Annotated in this window: 21 protein-coding genes; 13 read left to right on the top strand and 8 right to left on the bottom strand. The window is 58.4% G+C overall.

What is annotated here, in order from left to right; all coding sequences use genetic code 11:
- Window positions 1-84 precede the first annotated feature (84 nt).
- Window positions 85-1,626, top strand: coding sequence for a transcriptional regulator TyrR (gene tyrR / locus AB6V08_RS06935; RefSeq protein ID WP_368542000.1), 1,542 nt, complete (start codon window positions 85-87; stop codon window positions 1,624-1,626).
- Between the two features lie 59 nt (window positions 1,627-1,685).
- Here tyrR and tpx read toward each other — a convergent pair whose 3' ends face one another.
- Window positions 1,686-2,192 carry a thiol peroxidase gene (gene tpx / locus AB6V08_RS06930; RefSeq protein WP_368541999.1) on the bottom strand — a complete coding sequence of 169 codons (507 nt, stop codon included), beginning with the start codon at window positions 2,190-2,192 and terminating at the stop codon, window positions 1,686-1,688.
- A 109-nt stretch (window positions 2,193-2,301) separates the two neighbouring features.
- On the opposite strand from tpx, the gene ycjG reads away from it, so the two are divergent.
- The gene (ycjG, locus tag AB6V08_RS06925; RefSeq protein ID WP_368541998.1) at window positions 2,302-3,267 is read left to right on the top strand and encodes an L-Ala-D/L-Glu epimerase; all 966 of its coding nucleotides are present in this window, start codon (window positions 2,302-2,304) and stop codon (window positions 3,265-3,267) included.
- Here ycjG and mpaA read toward each other — a convergent pair.
- The gene (gene mpaA, locus AB6V08_RS06920; protein WP_368541997.1) at window positions 3,258-3,971 is read right to left on the bottom strand and encodes a murein tripeptide amidase MpaA; all 714 of its coding nucleotides are present in this window, start codon (window positions 3,969-3,971) and stop codon (window positions 3,258-3,260) included. The genes ycjG and mpaA overlap by 10 nt on opposite strands.
- A 184-nt stretch (window positions 3,972-4,155) precedes the next feature.
- Between mpaA and AB6V08_RS06915 the strand changes: the two genes are divergently transcribed.
- Entirely contained in the window at window positions 4,156-5,772 is a 1,617-nt protein-coding gene (locus tag AB6V08_RS06915) for a peptide ABC transporter substrate-binding protein (RefSeq protein ID WP_368541996.1), read from the top strand.
- Window positions 5,773-5,850: 78 nt separating this feature from the next.
- Here AB6V08_RS06915 and AB6V08_RS06910 read toward each other — a convergent pair whose 3' ends face one another.
- The gene (locus tag AB6V08_RS06910; protein WP_368541995.1) at window positions 5,851-6,741 is read right to left on the bottom strand and encodes a LysR family transcriptional regulator; all 891 of its coding nucleotides are present in this window, start codon (window positions 6,739-6,741) and stop codon (window positions 5,851-5,853) included.
- 199 nt (window positions 6,742-6,940) lie between these two features.
- Between AB6V08_RS06910 and AB6V08_RS06905 the strand changes: the two genes are divergently transcribed.
- Window positions 6,941-7,921, top strand: coding sequence for an NAD(P)H-dependent flavin oxidoreductase (locus tag AB6V08_RS06905; RefSeq protein WP_368541994.1), 981 nt, complete (start codon window positions 6,941-6,943; stop codon window positions 7,919-7,921).
- A gap of 72 nt (window positions 7,922-7,993) precedes the next feature.
- Here the strand turns inward: AB6V08_RS06905 and AB6V08_RS06900 are convergent, their stop codons facing one another.
- Window positions 7,994-8,923 carry an aromatic alcohol reductase gene (locus AB6V08_RS06900; protein ID WP_368541993.1) on the bottom strand — a complete coding sequence of 310 codons (930 nt, stop codon included), beginning with the start codon at window positions 8,921-8,923 and terminating at the stop codon, window positions 7,994-7,996.
- A 132-nt stretch (window positions 8,924-9,055) separates the two neighbouring features.
- Between AB6V08_RS06900 and AB6V08_RS06895 the strand changes: the two genes are divergently transcribed.
- From AB6V08_RS06895 to AB6V08_RS06865, 7 genes are all read left to right on the top strand, one after another.
- Window positions 9,056-9,958 carry a LysR family transcriptional regulator gene (locus AB6V08_RS06895; protein ID WP_368541992.1) on the top strand — a complete coding sequence of 301 codons (903 nt, stop codon included), beginning with the start codon at window positions 9,056-9,058 and terminating at the stop codon, window positions 9,956-9,958.
- A gap of 164 nt (window positions 9,959-10,122) precedes the next feature.
- A complete protein-coding gene (locus AB6V08_RS06890) occupies window positions 10,123-10,557 on the top strand; it encodes a nuclear transport factor 2 family protein (protein ID WP_368541991.1) in 435 nt (144 codons plus the stop codon).
- On the top strand, window positions 10,554-11,273 hold the full coding sequence (locus AB6V08_RS06885) for an SDR family NAD(P)-dependent oxidoreductase (protein WP_368541990.1): 720 nt from the start codon (window positions 10,554-10,556) through the stop codon (window positions 11,271-11,273). The genes AB6V08_RS06890 and AB6V08_RS06885 overlap by 4 nt, the downstream gene beginning before the upstream one ends.
- Complete coding sequence (locus tag AB6V08_RS06880) at window positions 11,270-12,526, top strand: NAD(P)/FAD-dependent oxidoreductase (protein ID WP_368541989.1); 1,257 nt, start codon at window positions 11,270-11,272, stop codon at window positions 12,524-12,526. Before AB6V08_RS06885 ends, AB6V08_RS06880 begins: the two co-directional genes overlap by 4 nt.
- A 1-nt stretch (window position 12,527) precedes the next feature.
- On the top strand, window positions 12,528-13,250 hold the full coding sequence (locus tag AB6V08_RS06875) for a DUF1365 domain-containing protein (protein WP_368541988.1): 723 nt from the start codon (window positions 12,528-12,530) through the stop codon (window positions 13,248-13,250).
- Entirely contained in the window at window positions 13,247-14,467 is a 1,221-nt protein-coding gene (locus tag AB6V08_RS06870) for a class I SAM-dependent methyltransferase (RefSeq protein ID WP_368541987.1), read from the top strand. Before AB6V08_RS06875 ends, AB6V08_RS06870 begins: the two co-directional genes overlap by 4 nt.
- Before the next feature lie 21 nt (window positions 14,468-14,488).
- Window positions 14,489-15,019, top strand: a complete 531-nt coding sequence (locus tag AB6V08_RS06865; RefSeq protein WP_368541986.1) for a DUF3833 domain-containing protein — start codon at window positions 14,489-14,491, stop codon at window positions 15,017-15,019.
- 151 nt (window positions 15,020-15,170) lie between these two features.
- Here the strand turns inward: AB6V08_RS06865 and AB6V08_RS06860 are convergent, their stop codons facing one another.
- The 3 genes from AB6V08_RS06860 to AB6V08_RS06850 all read right to left on the bottom strand — a co-directional run bounded on the left by AB6V08_RS06860 (window position 15,171) and on the right by AB6V08_RS06850 (window position 18,840).
- Entirely contained in the window at window positions 15,171-15,311 is a 141-nt protein-coding gene (locus tag AB6V08_RS06860) for an Ecr family regulatory small membrane protein (RefSeq protein WP_368541985.1), read from the bottom strand.
- Between the two features lie 74 nt (window positions 15,312-15,385).
- Window positions 15,386-16,618: a GGDEF domain-containing protein gene (locus AB6V08_RS06855; protein WP_368541984.1), complete on the bottom strand. Its 1,233-nt coding sequence runs from the start codon at window positions 16,616-16,618 to the stop codon at window positions 15,386-15,388.
- Window positions 16,619-16,710: 92 nt separating this feature from the next.
- The gene (locus AB6V08_RS06850) at window positions 16,711-18,840 is read right to left on the bottom strand and encodes a putative bifunctional diguanylate cyclase/phosphodiesterase (RefSeq protein WP_368541983.1); all 2,130 of its coding nucleotides are present in this window, start codon (window positions 18,838-18,840) and stop codon (window positions 16,711-16,713) included.
- 453 nt (window positions 18,841-19,293) lie between these two features.
- Between AB6V08_RS06850 and AB6V08_RS06845 the strand changes: the two genes are divergently transcribed.
- Window positions 19,294-20,448 (top strand): methyl-accepting chemotaxis protein, encoded by a 1,155-nt coding sequence (locus tag AB6V08_RS06845; RefSeq protein WP_368541982.1) that lies wholly within the window; start codon window positions 19,294-19,296, stop codon window positions 20,446-20,448.
- A gap of 34 nt (window positions 20,449-20,482) precedes the next feature.
- On the opposite strand, the gene AB6V08_RS06840 is transcribed toward AB6V08_RS06845, so the two are convergent.
- Window positions 20,483-21,613, bottom strand: coding sequence for a GGDEF domain-containing protein (locus AB6V08_RS06840; RefSeq protein WP_368541981.1), 1,131 nt, complete (start codon window positions 21,611-21,613; stop codon window positions 20,483-20,485).
- Between the two features lie 196 nt (window positions 21,614-21,809).
- Here AB6V08_RS06840 and zntB point away from each other — a divergent pair, with 196 nt between their 5' ends.
- Window positions 21,810-22,793: a zinc transporter ZntB gene (zntB, locus tag AB6V08_RS06835; protein ID WP_368541980.1), complete on the top strand. Its 984-nt coding sequence runs from the start codon at window positions 21,810-21,812 to the stop codon at window positions 22,791-22,793.
- Window positions 22,794-22,833: the final 40 nt, after the last annotated feature.

Below are 22,833 nucleotides of genomic sequence, written 5' to 3'. Positions count from 1 at the left end.
TCAATATTTGTTGACAGCCATCTTCCCGATCCCCGCATTCTGACATATTATTTTAATGTTAATGGCTTAAACGGTGAATTTCCCATGCGTCTGGAAGTCTTTTGTGAAGACCGACTCGGTCTGACCCGCGAGTTACTCGATCTGCTTGTTTTGCGTAGCATTGATTTACGTGGCATTGAGATCGATCCTGTCGGGCGAATTTACCTCAATTTTGCCGAAATTGAATTCAATACATTCAGCAGCCTGATGGCTGAGATCCGCCGTATCGCTGGCGTTACGGATGTAAGAACCATTCCGTGGATGCCCTCCGAGCGCGAGCATCTGGCGCTGAGCGCGCTGCTTGAAGCGATGCCGGAGCCGTTTTTATCGCTGGATCTGAAAAGCAAGGTCGAGCGCGTGAACCTGGCAAGCTGCCAGCTGTTTGCCCAGAGCCAGGAAAAGCTCAGCAACCACCACGCCACGCAGCTGATCCCCGGCTTTAACTTCCAGCGCTGGCTCGACAGCAACCCGCAAAACACCCACAGCGAGCACGTGGTGATCAACGGGCAGAACTTCCTGATGGAGATCACCCCGGTCTATCTGAAAGGGGAAAATGACGCCCGCGTCCTGACCGGGGCGGTCATCATGCTGCGCTCAACCGTGCGGATGGGACGCCAGCTGCAAAACCTCTCCAGCCAGGACGTCGGGGCATTCAGCCAGATTATCGCCGTCAGCCCGAAAATGCGTCACGTGGTCGACCAGGCGCGCAAGCTGGCGAATCTGACCGCGCCGCTGCTCATCACGGGCGATACCGGAACCGGGAAAGATCTGCTGGCGCACGCCGTGCATCTCGCCAGCCCGCGCGCGGCGAAGCCTTACCTGGCGCTGAACTGCGCGTCGATTCCGGAAGACGCGGTGGAGAGCGAACTCTTCGGCCACGCGCCGGAGGGCAAAAAAGGGTTCTTCGAACAGGCCACCGGCGGCTCGGTTCTGCTGGACGAGATCGGCGAAATGTCGCCGCGGATGCAGGCCAAGCTGCTGCGCTTCCTCAATGACGGCACCTTCCGCCGGGTGGGGGAAGATCATGAGGTGCACGTCGACGTGCGCGTGATTTGCGCCACCCAGAAGAACCTGGTGGAGCTGGTGCAAAAAGGGGTATTCCGCGAAGATCTCTATTATCGCCTGAACGTGCTGACGCTTAACATTCCGCCGCTGCGGGACTGTCCGCAGGATATCATGCCGCTCACCGAGCTGTTCGTGGCGCGCTTTGCCGACGAGCAGGGCGTGCCGCGTCCGAAGCTGTCCGCCGATCTGGGTAACGTCCTGACCCGCTACGGCTGGCCGGGCAATATTCGCCAGCTGAAAAACGCCGTCTATCGCGCCCTGACCCAGCTTGAAGGGTATGAGCTGCGTCCGCAGGACATTCTGCTGCCGGATTACGATGCGGGAACGGTATCGGTGGGCGAAGAGGCGATGGAAGGTTCGCTGGATGACATCACCAGCCGCTTTGAACGCTCGGTGTTAACCCAGCTTTACCGCAGCTATCCAAGCACCCGCAAGCTGGCGAAACGTCTTGGGGTGTCCCATACCGCGATTGCGAATAAGCTGCGCGAATACGGTTTAAACCAGAAGAAGGGTGACGAATAAGTCACTGGCCCCTAAAAACAAAACCCCGCTCTCAGGCGGGGTTTTTATACATCGACCGATCAGGCTTTCAGCACGTCGAGCGCCGCAGCGTAGTCCGGCTCGGTGGTGATTTCGTTAACCAGTTCGCTGAAGACGATGTTGTCGTTTTCATCAATGACCAGCACTGCACGCGCGGCCAGGCCTTTCAGGGCGCCTTCGGAGATGCCCACGCCGTATTTCTCGAGGAAGTCCGGGTTGCGCAGCGTTGAAAGGGTGATTACGTTGCTCAGGCCTTCTGCGCCGCAGAAGCGGGACTGGGCGAACGGCAGGTCAGCGGAAATGCACAGCACAACGGTGTTGTCCATTTCGGTGGCCAGCTGGTTGAATTTGCGCACGGAGGCTGCACAAACGCCGGTGTCGATGCTTGGGAAAATGTTCAGCACCTTACGTTTGCCTGCAAACTGGCTCAGGGTGACGTCAGACAGATCTTTAGCCACCAGAGTGAACGCCTGCGCTTTGCTACCGGCCTGCGGAATGGAACCTGCAACAGCAACCGGGTTGCCCTGGAAATGAACGAGTTGTGACATAGATATCTTCCTGTTTACATATAGTTAACGTCGGGGCTAGTGTATGCCAACAGCGGATAACACGGCAAACCAATTTTTACCGCCTCACGGGGCCGCAAGGAGTAAGTGAATGAGAAGCGTGAAAGTCTACGAAGAAGCCTGGCCACTGCATTCCCCGTTCGTGATTTCCCGCGGCAGCCGCAGCGAAGCCTGCGTGGTGGTGGTGGAGATAGAAGAGGACGGCGTGAAAGGGGTCGGCGAGTGTACGCCCTATCCGCGCTACGGCGAGAGCCTGGCCTCGGTAATGGCCCAGGTGATGACCCTGGTGCCCGAGCTGCAGCAGGGGCTGACCCGCGACGCGCTGCAAAACCGTCTGGCGGCGGGCGCGGCTCGAAACGCCATCGACTGTGCGCTCTGGAGCCTTGAATCCGCGAAACAGCAGCGCGCGCTGCCCGACCTGCTGGATATCACGCTGCCCTCCATGGTGGTGACCGCGCAAACGGTGGTCATCGGCGAGCCGGAACAGATGGCCGCCAGCGCGAAGGCGCTGTACGACGCCGGTGCGACCTTGTTAAAGGTGAAGCTCGACGATCGGCTGATCAGCGAGCGCATGGTCGCTATCCGCTCGGCGGTGCCCGACGCCACGCTGATTGTTGATGCGAACGAGTCATGGCACAGCGAAGGGCTGGCGGCGCGCTGCCAGCTTCTGGCCGATCTTAACGTGGCTATGCTGGAGCAGCCGCTGGCGGCAAAAGACGACGCCGCGCTAAAGAACTTCATCCACCCGCTGCCGATTTGCGCAGACGAAAGCTGCCACACGCGAGAAAGCCTCGGCGAACTCAAGGGTCGTTACGAGATGGTCAATATTAAGCTGGATAAAACCGGCGGCTTAACCGAGGCGCTGGCGCTGGCGCACGAGGCCAAAGCGCAGGGGTTTGCGCTGATGCTCGGCTGTATGCTGTGTACGTCGAGGGCCATCAATGCAGCGCTACCGCTGGTGAATCAGGTGAGTTTTGCCGATCTGGACGGCCCGACGTGGCTGGCGGTGGATGTCTCGCCAGCCCTGCACTTTACGACCGGCACGCTTCATCTCTGAGGCTGCCAGCGCAGCAGTCCGACCATGGCCTTGAGGTATTTCTCGCTCGCTTCGTCAGAGGAGATGGGCGGGAACTCGGCGGTAATGCAGTGTAACCCCAGGTCGGCGCACCAGCTTCCAAACGAGCCGGGCGTTTCGTAGCCCACGCTGGTGACCAGGGGCAGGGCGAACTCATCCGCCAGCCACTGCCCCAGCGCCGTGTGGCGGGGATCTTCAATACAGGCCAGCGGATCGTGGAAGGAGACCACCCAGGCCGGATGCAGGCGGTGGATCAGCTGGCACAGCGCCTGGGTTTCAGGCTCCGAGCCCGGCTTGTCACCCGTCAGCAGCACCACGTCGCGCTCCTGCGCCGAGCTGTTCCAGCGGTACACCGTTTCGCCCGCACGCCAGTTTGCCGCCGGGAAATTACGATTCAGGTCGATGCCCCTCGCATTGGCCCGCAGCCCAAGCTGACAGCCGTCCGGGTTAACCGTCAGGATCACGTGATGACGGCGCAGCTCTGGCGCCAGCGTGCGCAGGGCGCAGGAAAGCGTGACGATCGAGGAATTTTCATCGCCGTGAGTTCCGGCAATGATCAGGCCGCTGTTGCGGTCGGCTTCCGGTGCCGGAAACCAGATTAGCGGCGCGCCTAAAAATGAACGGCCATAGTGTTCGGTTCCCGGCGGAAAGGCGCCACGTTCCGTTCTTGGTCGGGTGAGTGACATAGGAAATCCTGATAAAGAAGTAACTACTGGCAGTGTTGTGCAAAACTCGCGGTTAATCAAATAGTTTCCTTCACCGTGGAAAATTGCCGGATATCAACTTTCCGATTTAAGGTATTTGCATTTCTCTGTTTCGAAACAAATAATTACGCATCTGTCTGTTACCTGACATCTTAAAGGGGATCTCATGAAGCATCCTGTTTCGCTGCTCTGTTCTGCGCTCTGGCTGTGCGGACTTTCTTCACTCTCTCATGCTGCTGATATCCCAAAAGGGACGGTTCTGGCGCAAAAGCAGGAACTCGTTCGCCATATTAAAGACGAGCCCGCCTCGCTCGATCCGGCAAAAGCCGTAGGGCTGCCTGAAATCCAGGTGATTCGCGATCTGTTCGAAGGGCTGGTCAATCAGAATGAAAAGGGCGAGCTGACCCCGGGCGTCGCGACGCGCTGGCAGAGCAATGACAACCGCATCTGGACCTTTACCCTGCGCGATAACGCGAAGTGGTCAGACGGTACGCCCGTCACCGCGCAGGATTTTGTCTACAGCTGGCAGCGTCTGGTCGATCCAAAAACCACCTCGCCATTTGCCTGGTTTGCGGCGCTGGCAGGCATCAACAATGCTCAGGCCATTATTGACGGCAAAGCCAGCCCGGATACGCTGGGCGTTACCGCCGTTGATGCCAAAACGCTGCGCGTGCAGCTGGATAAACCGCTGCCGTGGTTTGCCAACCTGACCGCCAGCTTTGCGTTTTATCCGGTACAAAAGGCCAACGTTGAAAGCGGCAAAGAGTGGACGCGTCAGGGGGCGTTGGTGGGCAACGGGGCGTATGTCCTGAAAGACCGCGTGGTGAACGAAAAGCTGGTCGTCGAACCGAACGTGAACTACTGGGATAACGCCAACACGGTGCTGAAAAAAGTCACCTTCGTGCCGATCAACCAGGAGTCCTCCGCGACCAAGCGCTATCTGGCGGGCGATATCGATATCACCGAATCCTTCCCGAAAAATATGTACCAGAAGCTGCTGAAAGATATCCCGGGGCAGGTTTACACCCCGCCGCAGCTCGGCACCTATTACTATGCGTTTAACACCCAGAAAGGCCCGACCGCCGATGCCCGCGTGCGTCTGGCGCTGAGCATGACCATTGACCGCCGCATCATGGCGGAAAAAGTGTTAGGCACCGGCGAAAAACCGGCCTGGCACTTTACGCCTGACGTGACGGCAGGCTTCACGCCGGAGCCGTCGCTGTTCGAGCAAATGTCCCAGCAGGAGCTGAACGCGCAGGCCAAGATGCTGCTTCAGGCGGCAGGCTATGGCCCGCAGCGCCCGCTTAAGCTGAACCTTCTGTACAACACCTCTGAAAACCATCAGAAGATCGCCATTGCCGTGGCGTCTATGTGGAAGAAAAACCTGGGCGTTGACGTCAAGCTGCAAAACCAGGAGTGGAAGACCTACATCGACAGCCGTAACACCGGGAACTTCGACGTGATCCGCGCCTCCTGGGTTGGCGACTACAATGAGCCATCAACCTTCCTGTCGCTGCTGACCTCGACGCACAGCGGCAACATCTCCCGCTTTAGCGACCCGGCCTACGACAAGATCCTCAATCAGGCCTCGCTGGAAACCACCGCGAAAGCGCGTAATGACGATTACAACAAGGCCGAGAAGATCCTCACGGAGAAAGCGCCTATCGCGCCGATTTATCAGTACACCAACGGACGCCTGATTAAACCGTGGGTGAAGGGGTATCCGATTAATAACCCGGAAGACGTGGCGTACAGCCGCACGATGTATATTGTGAAGCACTAACAGGCGTCGGTTGCCTGACAGCCTCAGGCAACCCTTCCCCGCGCTGGCACCTAACCGCATTCTGATTTCTTAAAACCATTACGCCTGCAACAACCCCTCCAGCCATTCGGTAAATATACGCACCCTGCGTGACAGATGCCGGTGGGGATAAAGCAGCGACAGCTTGCGGTCGGGGCAGGGGTTGTGGGGCAAGACCTCCACGAGCTGGCCGCTTTCAAGATGGGGCTTGATAAACACGTTCATTCCCTGAAGCAATCCCAGTCCGGCAAGGCACGCGGAGACATACGCCTCGGAGTTATCCACGACAAGCTTGCCGGGCAGCGTCATTTCTACCGCCCCTTCAGGCGTCGAAAAGGTCCAGGGCATAATTTTGCTGCTTCTGCTGTTCACCCAGTTAATGGCCTGGTGGTTTTTCAAATCCTCCAGCGTTTCCGGCATACCGTGCCGGGCGATGTACTCCCGGCTGGCGCAGGTCGTCATTTTGATCGTGCCCATCCGGTGTGCAACGTACTCACCGTCGTCCAGTTCCCCCAGGCGCAGAATGCAGTCCAGCCCGTCCCGCAGCATATCCCGACGGCGATCCGAGCTGCTCAGGATAATGTCGATCTCAGGGTACATACGGTAAAACTCGGGCAGCCGGGGAATGACCACCAGCGCGGCAAGGGCGATGGGCATATCGACGCGCAGCTGGCCGCGCATCGCGCGTTCGCTGCTGAAAGACTCCAGTAATTCATCCGCCTGCGCCAGCAAAGGCTTGCTGCGACGATAAAACGCCTCACCGTCGGGCGTCAGGTCGATACGCCGCGTTGTTCGCTGCAGCAGGCGCGTGCCGCTGTGCTGTTCCAGCAGCTGCAATGCCCGGGTCACGGCGGGGCGATGAATGCGCAAATTCTCCGCCGCCTGCGTAAAGCTGCCTGATTCAACGATTTCGATAAAAATGCGGATGGATTCGAAGAGGTTTATTTGCATAGAGGCCGTTTGGTGGTTGAAAACAGGGAGAGACGAGAAGCCAGCGCTGCGCCTTATTGTTACTGATTTTATAACAGTGATGAAAGATATTGGCTATTTTTCTGAATAATATTCCTCCCTACACTGGCCTTCACCCGTTACACCGTTTCGATAACGCTAAACATCAGGCTGGCTCAGGCCACAGTGAAGGACACTTTCCATGAAAAAAAACCGTATCTGCCAAATTCTCGGCATCGAAAAACCCGTCATTCAGGGGCCGCTATCCTGGCTGACCGATGCCCGCCTGGTCGCCGCCGTCAGTAACGCTGGCGGGCTGGGCGTGCTGGGCCCCAACGCGGGATTAACCGCGGAGACCGCCGTTTCCACCCCTGAAGAGACGGCAGAAAAAATGCGCGAGGAGATCCGCAAAACTAAAAGGCTGACCGAAAAACCCTTTGGCGTGAACCTGATCCCCGCAGCGGAAAACGACGTCTGGACGCCACCCATTTTGCAGGTGATTAAAGAAGAGGGCGTCAGGGCCGTGGTCTACACCGGCTACGGGGAAGGCACGGTCATTCCCGCCCTGTTCGACGAATTAAAGGCGGCGGGGATTGCCATCATTTACCGGGACATCAACCCGAACCCTGAGAACACCCGCCAGGCGGAGCAGGCCGGAGCAGACATTATCGTGGCCACCGGGTTTGACGAGGGAGGCACCCTGCCGGGTACCGTGCTGGGCACCTTCTCGATTGTGCCGCTGATTGCCGACTCGGTGGTGAATGTTCCCGTCATGGCGGCCGGCGGCATTACCGATGGCCGTACCGCTAAAGCCGCTCACGCCCTCGGCGCGGAAGGGGTCTTTGCCGGCTCGGTGTTTATCGGCACCGAAGAAAGCCGCGTCCCGCAGTCGGTGAAAGATAAAATCGTCGACGCAAACGGGCTGGATCTGCTGCTGTTCCGTACCGTTCCCCACTATTACCGCTCGCTGCCGGGCAGGCTGGCAAACGCGCTGGCGACGATGGACAAAGCGGGCGCGACCGATGAGGCGCTGGCTGAAAAAATGGGCGGGCTGCGCGGCCTGCGTCTGGGGATGCTGGAAGGCAATACCGATGAAGGCTATATCTCCCTCGGCACGGGCATCGGAAACATTCGCAGCGTGAAAAGCGTCGCGGAGGTGGTGGACGAACTCACCGTCGGGTGACTCCCGCGCTGAATATAAAGCCGGGCTATCCGCACGTAATGCGGATTGCCCGGCTGCGGTGAGGGAGCAGGGTTATAGAGCGGTCTTTAGCCAGGCCGCGATGTCCTGGGTCGGCAAATTATTCTGCGCGTTCCAGGTGTCGTGCATCGGCCACCATACGCCCTCGCCCCGGGCGAAGGCGGCGCGGTAGCTCAGCATCGGATCGTCCGGGTTGTGACGCAGTGCGTCCTGCAACGCGGACAGGGTCAAAACGTTCCTGGTGAAGGCTTGCTTTGTCACCCGCTCAACGGTTTCCGCCAGTTTTCGGTACGAGGTGGTTTCCCCTGCGATAAATATCACGTCGTTAACGATGCGCGGCTGGTGCAAATAGATGTCGGTGGTCAGCCGACCAATGTCCGCAGGAGAGGTGACGGTGACCTGCGTATCCCAACCTCCGAGCGCGTTGACGGTTTTGTTGGCTAAATTCACCACGTCAAAGGCCGGCTCGAAGAGAAAGCTGGTAAACATGCCCGTTGAAACAATCACCCACTCCGTCGCGCTCTGCCCCCGCAGCAGCGTCCGGACGTCATACTGCTCGTCCCAGACGGGCTGGCCGCTCCCTTTACCTACCACATCGTAGTTCACGCCGAACTGCCAGGGGAAGTAGCGGCTCACGCCAGCCTCCAGCACCGCGCGGGTGATTTTGATCTGCGTGCCCGCTCCCGCGACAAACCCCATGCAGTTGATCACCGTATCCACATCGGCAAAGTGGGTTTTTAGCGCCTCGGGCGTGCTGGCGGCGACATCGACGGCGATAAACTCCGCTCCGGCGTTCGCCAGCTTTTGATGCGTATCCGATACCAGCTTGCCCTGTTCATCCCGGGAACCGGGCGACACGATAACCGAAACGCGGCCGTGGCGTTTCGTGACCGCTGGGACCAGGAATTCCAGCACGGCTGCGCCAAGCTGTCCCGCACCCAGCACCAATACGTTTTCCCCGCCGTTCGAATTTTGTTTTCTCATGACACTACCTCTTATCAGTGAGCCGCGTGTTTCGGCATACAGGGAAAGTTTATGGCGGCAATCCTGCTTCGATAAGAGGGTGAGGACAGGTTAGACTGTTCGTATAAATGGGATAATCGGCGCGGGGGGAAGATGGACAAGCTGGAATCAATGCAGGTCTACGTGTGCGTGGTCGATACCAACAGCTTTGCCAGGGCGGCAGAAGTGCTGGGGCTGCCGCGCTCAACGGTATCAAGGGTCGTTAAGGAGCTGGAGGCGTACCTGGGTATTCAGCTCTTGCAGCGCACCACCCGCAGGCTCAGCGTGACCGCAGACGGCCAGCGCTATTACGACGATTGCAAAACGATCCTGGCCGATATTGCGTCGATGGAGTCCGCGTTTCCCGGCAAATCCGCACGGCCAGGAGGCCGCCTTAAGGTCGGGATGCCGCAGTCTCTCGCCCGACACTGCATTCTTCCCCGGCTTCCGGCATTTTTGCACCGCTATCCCGAAATCAGGCTGACGATCTGCTCCAGCGACAGCGTGGAGGACATGATTCAGGAAGGGTACGACTGCGCGATCCGCACCGGCAGGATCGAGGACTCAACCACGCTGGTGGCGCGCCCGCTGGCGACGTTCACATGGGTGATTCTGGCGTCGCCGGAGTACGTTGCCCGCCACGGCAGGCCGGAAACGCGTGACGATCTGGCGGCGCATCACGCGGTCGGCTACCTGAACCACCGCACCGGACGCACCACCGAGTGGTTTTTCACGGATGACGGCGGCGATTGTGCCGTCCGCATGAACGATACGCTGATTGTCGATGATACGGACGCCTACATCCAGGCGGGGATCGCTGGGCTTGGCCTGATCCGCGTTGCCAGCTATCTGGCGGCGCCCTGGCTGAAGAGCGGGGCGCTGATTCACTGCATGCAGGACGACGCTTTCGATTTGCCGCTTTCGCTGGTCTACCCGCAAAGCCGCTACCTTCCGCCCTCGGTACGCGCGTTTTATGAATGGAGCCGGGAGGTGCTGCAGCAGCCTCCCGGTGAGTGACGACATCGCATTCTGAACATTTAAGGGGCTCTCAGAGAAAAATAAATCCATTCCCAGACAGCGGTTTAACGATATTTTCACTCTGTAACTTGGACAATCAAGAGTGTTTGTGTAAGTTTTAATAATACCACTACACGATGTTTTCCAGTTACAGGGTTGGAGCCATGAGCACACCATCCTCCGTTATCGACCGGTTTGTTGATTACTATGCTGCGCTGGATGCCCGGCCAGTATCGGCGCTTGAGGGGATCTATGACGTGAACGCCACGCTTATCGACCCCTTCGGCGAGCATCGGGGCCTGCCCTCTATTGAGCGCTATTTCACGCACCTGCTGGCAAACGTCGAAAGCTGCCGTTTTACCATTGAGCCCATGCTGGAAGATGCCCCCCGTTTTGCCGTGGAGTGGACTATGCACTGGTCGCATCCCCGCATTGCCCGGGGCGAAACCTGCATTCTGCCGGGCTGCTCCGTGCTCGACATCCACCGCGACAGAATAGTCCGCCAGCGCGATTACTACGACGCCGGAGAGATGCTTTACGAGCATCTGCCCCTGCTGGGCTGGGCGGTGCGCAGGGTTAAGGGGAGGGTGCGCGCATGATGACGGTTCTGATCACCGGGGCCAGCTCCGGCATTGGCGCCGGGCTGGCGAAGTCCTGGGCGGCTGACGGGCACAGGGTCATTGCCTGCGGTCGCGACGCGCAGCGGCTGGACGCGCTGGGCCGTGAAAGCCCCAATATCACCACAAAAGCCTTCGACATGACCGACCGCGACGCCTGCCGTGAGGCGCTGGGGGCGTGCAGCCCCGACCTGGCGATCCTCTGCGCCGGAACCTGCGAGTATCTGGAGCGCGGCGTGGTGGACGCGGAGCGCGTGGAGCGGGTCATGACCACCAACTTTATGGGCCCGGTTAACTGCCTTGCCGCGCTGCAGGGGCAATTAGCCTCCGGCAGCCGCGTCGTGCTGGTGAGTTCGATGGCGCACTGGCTGCATTTTCCCCGGGCAGAGGCCTACGGCGCCTCGAAGACCGCGCTGACCTGGTTTGCGCAAAGTCTGCGCCTGGACTGGGAGCCGAAAGGGATTGCCGTCACCGTGGTTTCACCGGGATTCGTGGATACGCCCCTAACCCGGAAAAACGACTTTGCCATGCCCGGCCGGGTGAGCGTCGACAGCGCGGTGAAGGCGATTCGCCGCGGTCTTGCAAAAGGCAAAAACCATATCATGTTCCCGACGGGCTTCGGGATGACGCTTCGACTACTCGCCGCGCTGCCCGAAAGCCTGCAGCGCGTGCTGCTGCGCAGGATGGTGCGCTCATGAAGATCGCGATTATTGGCGGCGGCATCGCCGGGCTGACCTGCGCCTGGCGGCTTGCCGGACATCATCAGGTGACGCTTTTTGAAGCGGGCGCTACGCCGGGCGGCCATACCGCCACGGTGGATATCGCCACGCCGCAGGGGGATTTCGCCATCGATACCGGTTTTATCGTTTACAACGATCGAACCTATCCGCGCTTTATCGGGCTCCTGAACGAGCTGGGCATCCACGGTCAAAAAACGCAGATGAGCTTTTCGGTACACAATCCGCAAAGCGGGCTTGAGTACAACGGCCACACCCTCAGCACGCTGTTTGCCCAGCGAAGAAACCTGTTCAGCCCGTCGTTCTGGACATTGCTGAAGGAGATCGTCCGGTTTAACCGCCTGGCGAAACGGGCGATCAGGGATGTCTCCCCGGACGCCACCCTGCAAACCTTTCTCAACGAGCACAGTTTCAGCCCGTTTTTTGCCCGGCACTACATTCTGCCGATGGGCGCGGCGATCTGGTCATCCTCGCTGGACGAAATGCGCCGCTTTCCGCTCCCGCTGTTTCTGCGCTTCTTTGAACATCACGGCCTGCTGGATATCCGCCATCGCCCGCAGTGGTATGTGGTTCCGGGCGGCTCCCGGGAGTATATCCGCGCCATGCTGGCCCGGCTCGGCGACCGGCTTGCGCTGCACCTTAACGCCCCCGTGCAGCGGGTGACGCGCCGGGATGGCGGGGTGGACGTTCAGCTGTCATCATCCGTGCACACTTTTGACCAGGTGATTTTTGCCTGCCATTCCCGCCAGGCGCTGGAGATGCTGCACGATGCCACGCCCGCGGAGCGCGAGGTGCTGGGCGGAATCGGCTGGCAGCGTAACGAGGTCGTGCTCCACGGCGATCGCCGCTGGCTGCCGGTGCGCGAGCGCGCCTGGGCGAGCTGGAACTATCGTCTGAGCGAGCACGACAGGGCCAGCGCCTGCGTCACGTACAATATGAACATTCTTCAGGGATTGCCTGACCACAGCCCGCTGTTCTGCGTGACGCTTAACCCCGACAGCCCGGTGGATGAACGCCACGTCTGGCAGCGCTTTGTCTATGAACATCCGCTGTTTAACCCTGAAAGCTGGCGGGCGCAGGCGCGTCGCGGGGAGATCAGCGGGCAGAACCGCAGCTGGTTCTGCGGCGCCTACTGGTACAACGGCTTTCACGAGGACGGGGTGCGCAGCGCGCTGGATGTGGTACACGGCATTGCCGCGGCGGAGGTACGCTAAGATGAACAGCTGCCTTTACCGGGGCGTGTTGCGCCATCGCCGCTTCCAGCCCAGAGCGCACCAGTTCAGCTACAGCGTATTTATGGCCTGGCTCGACCTGGACAAGCTGCACCAGCTCCGGGACGCAGGCATTCGCCGAAACGGCATCGCGGCGGCGTCTTTTTACGATGCGGATTACCCGCTGGGCACGCCGCTCAAGGCGCAGGTGCTCAACGCCTTGACCCGCCTGACCGGTGAAACCCTGGATGGCCGCGTGATGCTGCTGACCCAGCTGCGCTACTTTGGCTTTCACTTTAATCCGGTCAATTTCTACTACTGCTACGACGGCACGGACAGCCTGCGCTGGGTGCTGGCTGAAGTGCGCAATACCCCCTGGAACGAGCGCCACTACTATGCCGTGGACGCCGTGGAAATGCTGCCGGTGGAGAAAGCGTTTCACGTTTCGCCGTTTAACCCGATGGATATGGTCTATCACTGGCGGTTCAATAACCCGGGCGAAAGGCTTCACATGCACATCGAAAATCATCAGGACGCGAAGGTGTTTGATGCCACACTGACGCTCAGGCGCGCGCCGCTGACGCGGAAAAACCTGCGCGCGCTGCTGGTTCGCATCCCGTTTATGACGCTCAAAACCGTACTCGCGATTTACTGGCAGGCGCTCAGGCTGTGGCTCAGACGCGTGCCTCTCTATTCTCATCCCGCTAGCAGGAGTAAAGGATCATGACCGATCCCGCCTTTGCGCTTGAACCCGATCTGCCGCGCAACCTCCGTATCGCGCGCTGGCTGCTTTTTCGCTTTCTGAGCGGTATGCACAGCGGCTCGCTGACGCTGCGGGAAGGCGCGCAGACCTTTCATTTTGGTGACGCGTCAGCCGCGCTGCGTGCCGACGTGCATATTCTTTCGCCCAGAGTTTACTGGCGCGTGCTGACGGGCGGCAGCCTTGCGGCGGCGGAGGCCTGGATGGACGGCGAGTGGGAAACCCAGCACCTGACGGCGCTGCTGCAGATTTTTGCGCTCAACCGCAAAACCCGCAGCAGCCTGGAAAAAGGCTTCCGCCTGCTGGGGAAACCCGCCGAGCGGTTGCGGCACTGGACGCGGCGCAACCATCGTCGGCAGGCGCGGGAAAACATTGCCGCGCACTACGATCTGGGCAATGAATTTTACGCGCATTTCCTCGACGACGAGCTGCTCTATTCCAGCGCGCTGTTCGCCGACCCGGATCAGCCGCTAACCCAGGCCCAGCAGGCCAAAATGGCGCGCCTGTGCGAGCAGCTGGCGCTCGGCCCCGGGGATCGTCTGCTGGAGATCGGCACGGGCTGGGGGGCGATGGCGGAATACGCCGCACGGCACTACGGCTGTCGCGTCACCACCACCACGCTGTCGCAGGAGCAGTTCCAGTGGGCCAAAGCGCGGATTGCCAGGGCTGGGCTGGAGGATAAGGTCGAGGTGCTGCTGTGCGACTACCGGGATCTGCGCGGCGAGTTCGACAAGCTGGTCTCCGTTGAGATGATAGAAGCGGTCGGGGAGCGCTACCTTCCTGCGTTCTTCCGCACCTGCCAGGCGCGCCTGCGTCCGGGGGGCAAAATGGTGATTCAGGCTATTACCATTCAGGATCAACGCTATCGCGACTACAGCAAAAGCGTGGACTTTATTCAGCGCTATATCTTCCCCGGCGGCTTTCTGCCGAGCATCACGGTGATGAATGAACTCATGACCCGGCATACCGATTTTGTCGTGCGCAACCTGTTTGACATGGGGCCAGACTACGCCCGCACGCTGGCGCACTGGCGGCAGCGCTTTATCCACGCCTGGCAGGATATTGAAAAGCTGGGCTTTGACGACCGCTTTCGCCGGATGTGGCTGTACTACTTCGGCTACTGCGAGGCCGGGTTTAACGCCCGTACCATCAGCGTTGTGCAGCTCACGGCAGAGCGGGTCTGAATCGCTTACCGGAGGTTGAAAATGAAAGCATTACTGGCGCTGATCCTGCTGGTGCTCGTGCAGCTGGCGGGCTGTAGCGCAGAGATTGCCGACTACCGCCAGCAGCAGCCGCGGCTTGATATCTTCCACTATTTTCAGGGGCAAACTCAGGCCTGGGGAATGGTACAGGATCGCAGCGGGAGGCAGATCCGCCGCTTCCACGTGGATATCACCGGAGATGTGGTCGGGGAGACGTTAACCCTCAGCGAACGCTTTGCCTATGACGACGGCGAGAAGCAGCAGCGGGTGTGGCATATCCGTCGCCTGAAGGATGGAAGGTATGAAGGCACCGCGGGCGACATCGAGGGCGTCGCAACGGGCAGGGCGGCGGGTAACGCCTTCAACTGGCAGTACAGCATGAATGTAAAAGCCAGCGGAAAAACCTGGCTACTGCATTTTGACGACTGGATGTACCTGCAGGACGGGAATTATCTGTTCAATAAAACCGAAATGAAAAAATTCGGCTTCACCGTCGGAACCGTCACGCTCTTTTTCTCGCGTAAAGCGCAATAAAAAAAGCCCGTCAGAGAACGGGCGAAATAAGCAAATGATTTATTGATTCGTTATCCGCCATCACGGAGGCTAACGACGGCTATTTTACGCAACTGCGATGCGGGGGTGTACCTGACAAATTCGGTAGGTGAAACAAGGGATTAAACGTGCGTCACGGGGCTTCAATTGACGGATAAAGGCTGTTTTCAAGATAGGCGACGAAATACCAGATCTCTCCGCTGAAAATAAACCACAGGCCAAAAATGATAAGGCTTGAAATAATTAAGATGAGTATTAATTCAGTCTTTCCCATTGCTGGATACACCCACCTGACGTCCGTTTTTCCGAGGTGGGCATTGTAGCGAGGCTTTAATTAATTCACCAGCGTCATGCTGCGAGCACCTTATTGCGTCCGTTATTTTTGGCGCGATAAAGCGCGTCATCCACCCGCTTAAACAGATCGTCGAGACTCTCGCCCTGATTGTGCCGGGCCACGCCGATGCTTACCGTAAAGCGCGGCAGGCCGGGGATCGTGATGCGCGCCACGGCGGCGCGAATGGTTTCGGCAATCTCCATGGCCGCGTCCAGCGGCGTGCGGGGCAGCAAAATCACAAACTCCTCGCCGCCCCAGCGAAACACATAATCGTCCTTGCGGCTGCAGGCCTCCAGCGTTCGGGAAAGGGATATCAGCACCTCGTCGCCTTTGAGATGACCAAACACGTCGTTAATGTTCTTGAAGTGGTCGGTATCCACCAGCAGCAGGCTGAACTGCTGCTGCGCGGTCAGATGGGGCGGGTTGGTCTGTTCGGTAATGTAATAGAACTGGCGGCGGTTGAGCAGGCCGGTCATGGAATCGCGCAGGGCGGCATGTTCCAGCTCCTGCTCCAGCCGCTTCTGCTCGGTAATGTCGTGAATAATGCACAGCATCAGCTTGTCGCCATAAATCTCAATCGGTCCGGCATAGGTCTGGACGTGGCGGGTTGAGCCGTCCGCAAGGCGATGCACAAAGTTAAGCGGCTTATGTCCGCCGGGCAGAGAGGCGATCTCGGCCATCACCGGCAGCACGTCGCGCCCGAGGGTGTTGATCTCCCAGGTGTGTTTGCGGCACATGTCGTCGTGGTTATAGCCGTAGAAGTTCAGCGCGGCCAGGTTTGCATCGACGATTTTTCCGTCCCGGGCGGGGTCGATCAGCAGCATGGGGGCGCTGTTGGTCAGGAAAAAGCGGGCGTAGAACCCCTGTTTTTTGGGCTGATAGGTGGCGGAGCGGCTGGCTTTAAGGCCGGAGGGCGTTTGCTGGGCAATCCCCTCAAACACGATAACGTCGCCATGCGGTTCAAGGTGGGCGAGCGTCAGGCGGCAGCTCATCGTCGTTTCGAGATCGTTGCGCCACACCGTCCAGATTTCGATAATTTCCTGACAGGTTTTAAGGTCGGGAACGTACATTGAGAGCACGGTCTGCGCGCTGGCAGAATAAGTGCCCTTACGCATGTCATTAACGGTTTTATTCCGCATCGCCTCTCTGGCGGCGGTATTCGCGAAGAGTATTTGTTCCGAGACAGGTGAAATCAGCCATACGGGTGTTTTCACTAAATTCAGCGCATCGAAGCAAAATTGCGACATAGGATAATCCTGTTCATCGGCACAAAATGCCTGACGATCACGACGGAAATGGCTCGCGTGGGCTCCTTTGAAACATACTCTACTTCATTAGGTCAGGCATGATTTTTTTGTGAAATAAATGCGGGCTCCGTTTGATTTTTACCGATTGGTATAATTTGTTTGTCGGAGTTTTTTTGTAACAGCAGCCAGGGCACCTGTTCTGCCGGTAATGGGCGAGAGAACAAAAAGCCCTGCAAATAATCACAGCCCAGCGCGGCCAGCACCGTTTGCTGTTCTTCCGTTTCAATGCCTTCCGCCACGACGTTCATCTCCATCGTGCGGGCAATATTAATAATGGTTTCCACCAGCTTTCGGCTTTTCTCATTTTCCAGCATTGAGCTGACGAAGCTTTTATCTATTTTGAGTTCTTTCGCAGGCAGCACGCTGAGCATCAGCAGGTTGGAATAGCCCGTACCAAAGTCGTCAATCGACACCGTAATACCGGCCAGGTTAAAGGCGCTTAGCAGCTCAATGCTGCGGTCGAGATTTTTAAGCGCCGTGCTTTCCGTTACCTCCAGAATCAAACGCGAGGGCGACAGGTTATATTTTTGCAGTGTAGACGACACCACCTGGAATATATCCTGCTGCTCGAACTGAACCGGGGACAAATTAAAGGACAGCGTCCACTGGCTAAAGCCCTGTTCCGTCCAGAAGTGCAGCTGGCGGCAGGCGGCCTCTATCGCCCAGTTGCCCACGGGGATAATCAGCCCGGTTTGCTCAAGTGAAGGTAAAAACAGATTCGGCAGCAGCACGCCCTGTTCCGGGTGGCGCCAGCGGATCAGCGCTTCAAACCCGTGGATGGTGTTTTGCCCGGCAAAGTAGGTGGGCTGATACCAGAGCTCAAACTGGCCGCGATCCAGCGCCAGGGAGAGTTCCTGCAAGAAGCCCGGCACGGCGGGAACCGTCGTGGACATATCCGGGCGGTAGAGCGCCCAGCCGTTGCGACCCTCTTTCTTCACGTGATGCATCGCCGCATCCGCCTTCAGCTTGAGCTCGTGCAGGGTCTCGCCGTGCTGCGGATAGAGGCTCACCCCCGCGCTCAGGGTGACGGTGAGCGCGTGGCCGCTGATGGACAGCGGACGGCGAACGTCGTCGAGCAGGATGGTAATCAGAAGGTTAATTTTCTCATCGTCGGCGTCCGGCACCAGCAGAATAAAGGCGTCGCCGCCGAGCCTGGCCAGGGTCATGTCGCGCGTCAGGCGGGCGGTAATACGCTGCGCCACGCCAATCAGCAGCTCATCGCCCACGTGGTGTCCCCAGGTGTCGTTCACGCGGCGAAAGTGGTCGACGTCGAGGAAAATCACCGCAAACTGCTTTTTATTCAGCAGGGCGCTGTGCAGGCAATCCTGCAAGCGGACGTCCATCTGGTGCCGGTTTGCCAGCCCGGTAAGGGCGTCGAAGCGCGCCTGAAGCTCCAGCTGGCGGTTAAGCTGGCGCAGGTTTTCCGTCAGCCTGGCGGTGCGCCAGTGGGAGTCCACCAGCGAAATGATCAGCATCAGACCCAGCAGGCACAGGGTGGTGACGGACACCCAAATCGACAGCCCCAGCTCGCCGATCCCGCCCCGCGTACTGTGCGCCATGTCGTGAAAATGGGCGGCGCTCATCCCGGTGTAGTGCATGGCGCAAATCGCCGTGCCCATCACCAGCGCGGCCGCGATGCGGTTGATGAAGATGCCTTTGCGGTTTTCACGCAGGTGGAAAGCGAGCCACAGGGCCACGCCGGAGGCGACGACCGCAATCACGACCGACAGCAACACGATGCGGCGATCCCAGCTAATTCCGCCGTCAATCATCAGCGCCGCCATGCCAACGTAGTGCATGGAAACCACGCCGGCGCTGAGGATGGCGGTGGCGAGGATCAGGCGAAACGGGGAAAGCGTGTTCCTGGGAACGGCGATATTGATGGCGAGCGTAGAGGCCAGAACGGCGACGGCGAGCGAGGCGAGGGTCAGCCCCAGCGCATAGCTCATGATTATCGGCATTTGCATCGACAGCATTCCGATAAAGTGCATCGCCCATATCCCAATCCCCAGCGTCATCCCGCCGGTGATGCGCCAGAACATCGCCGCTTTGCGCGTGGACAAGGGGATCTTGCCCGCGCTGTCCAGCGCCACGAACGACGCGATAAACGCCACCAGGAAAGAGATAGCAATTAATACGGGGTCCCACGATACATTGAGCATTATGCAATCCTGCGACAAAGAGGGTTACAGAGTTCGCCTGCTGGTTTGATGTGAGCGAAAAGAATGCTCTGTCAAACAATATTAGTTATTTATCGTGAAGAATATCTACTCAGTTTAATTATTTTGCTGGCTTAAACGTTGAAAGAATATATTCTCTCATGGACTAATTAAGCGTGGCTAAACAATGGTGCTCTGTGACAGCAATGAATCTTAAATAACAGCGTAAAACTATTCATTCACATAAGAAGATGCTATCGCTTACGTGTCGTGAAAACCAGCGGAGCGGAATGATGCGCATAACATTTTCCGTAATTCAGCTTTTTATTGTTACTTAAGTCAAACCGCGCAAATCAAAAGGCGAAACGTTAAACCCGCGTGGATTGAGGTGAAAAAGGGGGGCGCCAGTGCTATAAACATAAATGCCGACAAAAATATCCAGCTATGGAAAAAATCATGCTAAGAAATATTAGTGTCCGAACCTTTATTCTCTATTTTCTGGTAAGCGAATTTTTATTGATAGATGTACTGGTAGCTGTACTGGCAAAAAACACATCGCTCTTAATTGCCGTCACCGTTATTAATTTCATTGCCTTATTTTTGCTGTGGGCGTACATGACAAAATATCTTGTGACGCCGATCAACACCGTGAAAAAAAGCATTGAAGAAGTGACGTCGGGCAATCTTGCCGTCTCCATTCCGGAGTTTGGGAATAACTGCGCCGGACGCCTTATCCCGGGGATCAACAGCCTATCGAGCAACATCGCGACGCTGGTGCGGGAGATTCGCGCCTCGTCGGAAACGGCGATGTCGCTGTCAGAGCAGCTCTCTGCCCGCAGCGCCCAGCTGTCGGTGAAGACCGAACAGCAGTCCGCCTCGCTGGTGCAAACGGCGGCGAGCATGGAGCAAATGGCGGCCAGCACCCGCAACAATGCGGATAACACGCGCCTGGCCAGCGAGCAGGCGAACGTCGCGACGCTGCAGGCCCGCAAGGGGGGCGAGCTGATGGGGCAGGTTGCCAATAACATGCAATCTATTACCGAATGCGCGCAGCAGATGACGGAAATCATCACGCTCATTGACGGCATTGCTTTCCAGACCAATATTCTGGCCCTGAACGCCGCCGTGGAAGCGGCGCGCGCAGGGGATCACGGTAAGGGCTTTTCCGTGGTGGCGGGTGAGGTCAGGAACCTGGCGCACCGCAGCGCCGAGGCCGCGAAAAGCATCAAGTCACTGATTGACGTCACCAGCACCAACGTGACGCAGGGCGCGAACGTGGTGGCGGAAGCAGAGAAAAACATGCACGAGATCGTCAGCGGATCGGGGCAGGTCAGCAGGCTGATGGACGATATCTCATCGTCAACGTCGGAGCAGGAAAAAGGGATATCGCAGATTACGCTGGCGCTCTCCGAGCTGGAGCGCGTAACCCAAAGCAACGTCGCGATGGCGGAGGAGCTGAACGGCTCATCGGACGTGCTGCGCAACCAGGTGATTGAGCTGCAGGCCAGAACGCGCAACTTCCGCCTCGAAGAGGGCTTCCAGCAAAGCGCCAACGCCGGGCAGCGCAGCCGCACGCTTGCCTACCCCCGACATCCCGAGCACTCCCTCTAAATGCAAAAATAGAGCCTGGTTCGCCAGGCTTTTTTTATGCCAGCACCCAGCGGTTTCGTCCCTGCTGTTTCGCCGCGTAGAGCGCTTTGTCGGCGCGGGCAATGACCGACTGCGCCGTTTGCCCTGATGCCCAGGTGGCTAATCCCTGGCTGACCGTCACGTAGGGGCTCACCGGCGAGCGCGCGTGGGCGAGCGCCTGCGTTTGCAGCTCGCGGGCTATCGCCTGCGCGGTGCTTTCTAACGTAGCCAGATCGGCATCCGGCAGCAGCACGACAAACTCCTCTCCGCCGAAACGCCCGACAACGCCGCCGTTTTGCCGGGTGGCGCTTTCCAGCGTGCGGGCAATCATCGTCAGACAGCGGTCGCCGCTCTGGTGGCCGTAATAATCGTTGTAGAGCTTGAAGTGGTCGACGTCGAGCATGATGAGCCCAAAGGCGGTGCCGTCGCGCTGGTGGCTGGCAATTTCCCGGTCCATTTGCGACTCAAAGGCGCGTCGGTTCGCGATGCCCGTCAAAGGGTCTTTACTCGCCAGCTGCCCCAGCTGTTGAATCAGGTCGATATTCTCCTGCTCCCGGCGCAGCGCAAGCATGAACCAGCTGTTAAGAATGCGGCGGCCCGACTCAATCAGCCCCGCCAGCAGCATCCACAGCAGCGCGTTCATTACCGTAAGGTTTGTGGGATGAAAAAGGCTGGTCACCAGGATGGTAAGCCATATGGGCGCGATAAAGCTCAGCAGCACTCTGGCATCAAAATAGAGTGAAATCAGCGCCGTAAAGAGAAGCAGGGCGGCAAAGGGGAAGATAATGCGGATATCTTCGCTGGTGATGAGCACGTAAAAACAGACCGCCCAGCACAGGCTCAGACCGATCACCACGCTTCTCGCCAGCGCCCTGAGCCATTTCGCATTTTGTATCGGCGCCATGCGCAGAATAAAGAGCACCCCCGCGGAGAGCATCAGCACAACGACCTGCATGGCCTCCAGCCATCCCTGCGGATGCAGCGGCGGAGTTAAGACAACGGACGTGGAGAAGTAGCGTCGTCCCAGGATGAACAGCGAGAACAGGATGTTCACCCACAGGAACCAGTTCATGCTGGTTTTAATCGCAATCGAACGCATCTCAGCCAGGCGTGAATCGAATGCGGCACAGCTCTTTTTTGGGGTCACCAGCTCACTCCGGAGTACATTTAGATCAAAACAGCAGCATTTCATTAACTCTAACGTTTTGCCGTTACCTGTCTAGCTAAACCTGACGGATAATGCGCAATTCCTGAGCTAATTCAGCGCGATGGCGTACATATTTATTGCTTAACCTTAGGCGAAAGCTAGACTGACAACGAAAGAGATAAAAGGTGGAGGTGCTGTGGAAAGCATTAAAGGATCTGAGGTTAACGTTCCTGACGCGGTTTTTGCGTGGCTGCTCGACGGTCGCGGCGGCGCAAAGCCGCTGGAGAACGGTGATGAAATTAACAACGAGCACCCGTGCTGGCTGCACCTGAACTACACGCACCCGGACAGCGCGCAGTGGCTGTCGTCGACCCCGCTTTTGCCAAACAGCGTGCGCGACGCGCTGGCGGGAGAAAGCCTGCGCCCGCGCGTCAGCCGGCTGGGCGAGGGGACGCTGATCACGCTGCGCTGCATTAACGGCAGCACCGACGAACGCCCCGATCAGCTGGTCGCGATGCGTCTTTATATGGACGAGAGGCTGATTGTCTCCACCCGCCAGCGCAAGGTGCTGGCGCTGGACGACGTGGTGAATGATTTAAAAGAGGGCACCGGGCCGACGGACTGCGGCGGATGGCTGGTGGACGTGTGCGATGCCCTGACCGATCACGCCAGCGAGTTTATCGAGGAGCTGCACGATAAAATCATCGATCTCGAAGATAATCTGCTCGATCAGCAAATCCCACCGCGCGGGTTTCTGGCGCTGCTTCGCAAGCAGCTTATCGTGATGCGCCGCTACATGACTCCCCAGCGCGACGTCTACGCGCGGCTGGCCAGCGAACGCCTGAGCTGGATGAACGATGACCAGCGCCGCCGCATGCAGGACATTGCGGACAGGCTGGGGCGCGGGCTGGATGAAATCGACTCCTGCATCGCACGAACGGCGGTGATGGCGGATGAAATTGCCCAGGTGATGCAGGAATCGCTGGCGCGAAGAACCTACACCATGTCGCTGATGGCGATGGTGTTTCTGCCGAGCACCTTCCTGACCGGGCTGTTTGGCGTCAACCTCGGCGGCATTCCCGGCGGCGCGTACCGGTACGGCTTTTCGGCGTTTTGCATCATGTTAGTCGTTTTGATTGGCGGTGTTACATGGTGGTTGCATCGTAGTAAATGGCTGTAAATTTTCACTTTTTCGCTGCTTATGAGGCTTCAAAACGCGA

It is taken from the genome of Enterobacter soli, assembly GCF_964208575.1.
Taxonomy (GTDB): domain Bacteria; phylum Pseudomonadota; class Gammaproteobacteria; order Enterobacterales; family Enterobacteriaceae; genus Enterobacter; species Enterobacter soli_A.
This window is presented reverse-complemented; position numbering and strand designations above follow the sequence as displayed.

Bases quoted from the DNA above. Each gene is read 5' to 3' on its own strand.
- tyrR (WP_368542000.1), top strand. From the start codon at position 85: ATGCGTCTGGAAGTCTTTTGTGAAGACCGACTCGGTCTGACCCGCGAG.
- tpx (WP_368541999.1), bottom strand. From the start codon at position 2,192: ATGTCACAACTCGTTCATTTCCAGGGCAACCCGGTTGCTGTTGCAGGT.
- ycjG (WP_368541998.1), top strand. From the start codon at position 2,302: ATGAGAAGCGTGAAAGTCTACGAAGAAGCCTGGCCACTGCATTCCCCG.
- mpaA (WP_368541997.1), bottom strand. From the start codon at position 3,971: ATGTCACTCACCCGACCAAGAACGGAACGTGGCGCCTTTCCGCCGGGA.
- AB6V08_RS06915 (WP_368541996.1), top strand. From the start codon at position 4,156: ATGAAGCATCCTGTTTCGCTGCTCTGTTCTGCGCTCTGGCTGTGCGGA.
- AB6V08_RS06910 (WP_368541995.1), bottom strand. From the start codon at position 6,741: ATGCAAATAAACCTCTTCGAATCCATCCGCATTTTTATCGAAATCGTT.
- AB6V08_RS06905 (WP_368541994.1), top strand. From the start codon at position 6,941: ATGAAAAAAAACCGTATCTGCCAAATTCTCGGCATCGAAAAACCCGTC.
- AB6V08_RS06900 (WP_368541993.1), bottom strand. From the start codon at position 8,923: ATGAGAAAACAAAATTCGAACGGCGGGGAAAACGTATTGGTGCTGGGT.
- AB6V08_RS06895 (WP_368541992.1), top strand. From the start codon at position 9,056: ATGGACAAGCTGGAATCAATGCAGGTCTACGTGTGCGTGGTCGATACC.
- AB6V08_RS06890 (WP_368541991.1), top strand. From the start codon at position 10,123: ATGAGCACACCATCCTCCGTTATCGACCGGTTTGTTGATTACTATGCT.
- AB6V08_RS06885 (WP_368541990.1), top strand. From the start codon at position 10,554: ATGATGACGGTTCTGATCACCGGGGCCAGCTCCGGCATTGGCGCCGGG.
- AB6V08_RS06880 (WP_368541989.1), top strand. From the start codon at position 11,270: ATGAAGATCGCGATTATTGGCGGCGGCATCGCCGGGCTGACCTGCGCC.
- AB6V08_RS06875 (WP_368541988.1), top strand. From the start codon at position 12,528: ATGAACAGCTGCCTTTACCGGGGCGTGTTGCGCCATCGCCGCTTCCAG.
- AB6V08_RS06870 (WP_368541987.1), top strand. From the start codon at position 13,247: ATGACCGATCCCGCCTTTGCGCTTGAACCCGATCTGCCGCGCAACCTC.
- AB6V08_RS06865 (WP_368541986.1), top strand. From the start codon at position 14,489: ATGAAAGCATTACTGGCGCTGATCCTGCTGGTGCTCGTGCAGCTGGCG.
- AB6V08_RS06860 (WP_368541985.1), bottom strand. From the start codon at position 15,311: ATGGGAAAGACTGAATTAATACTCATCTTAATTATTTCAAGCCTTATC.
- AB6V08_RS06855 (WP_368541984.1), bottom strand. From the start codon at position 16,618: ATGTCGCAATTTTGCTTCGATGCGCTGAATTTAGTGAAAACACCCGTA.
- AB6V08_RS06850 (WP_368541983.1), bottom strand. From the start codon at position 18,840: ATGCTCAATGTATCGTGGGACCCCGTATTAATTGCTATCTCTTTCCTG.
- AB6V08_RS06845 (WP_368541982.1), top strand. From the start codon at position 19,294: ATGCTAAGAAATATTAGTGTCCGAACCTTTATTCTCTATTTTCTGGTA.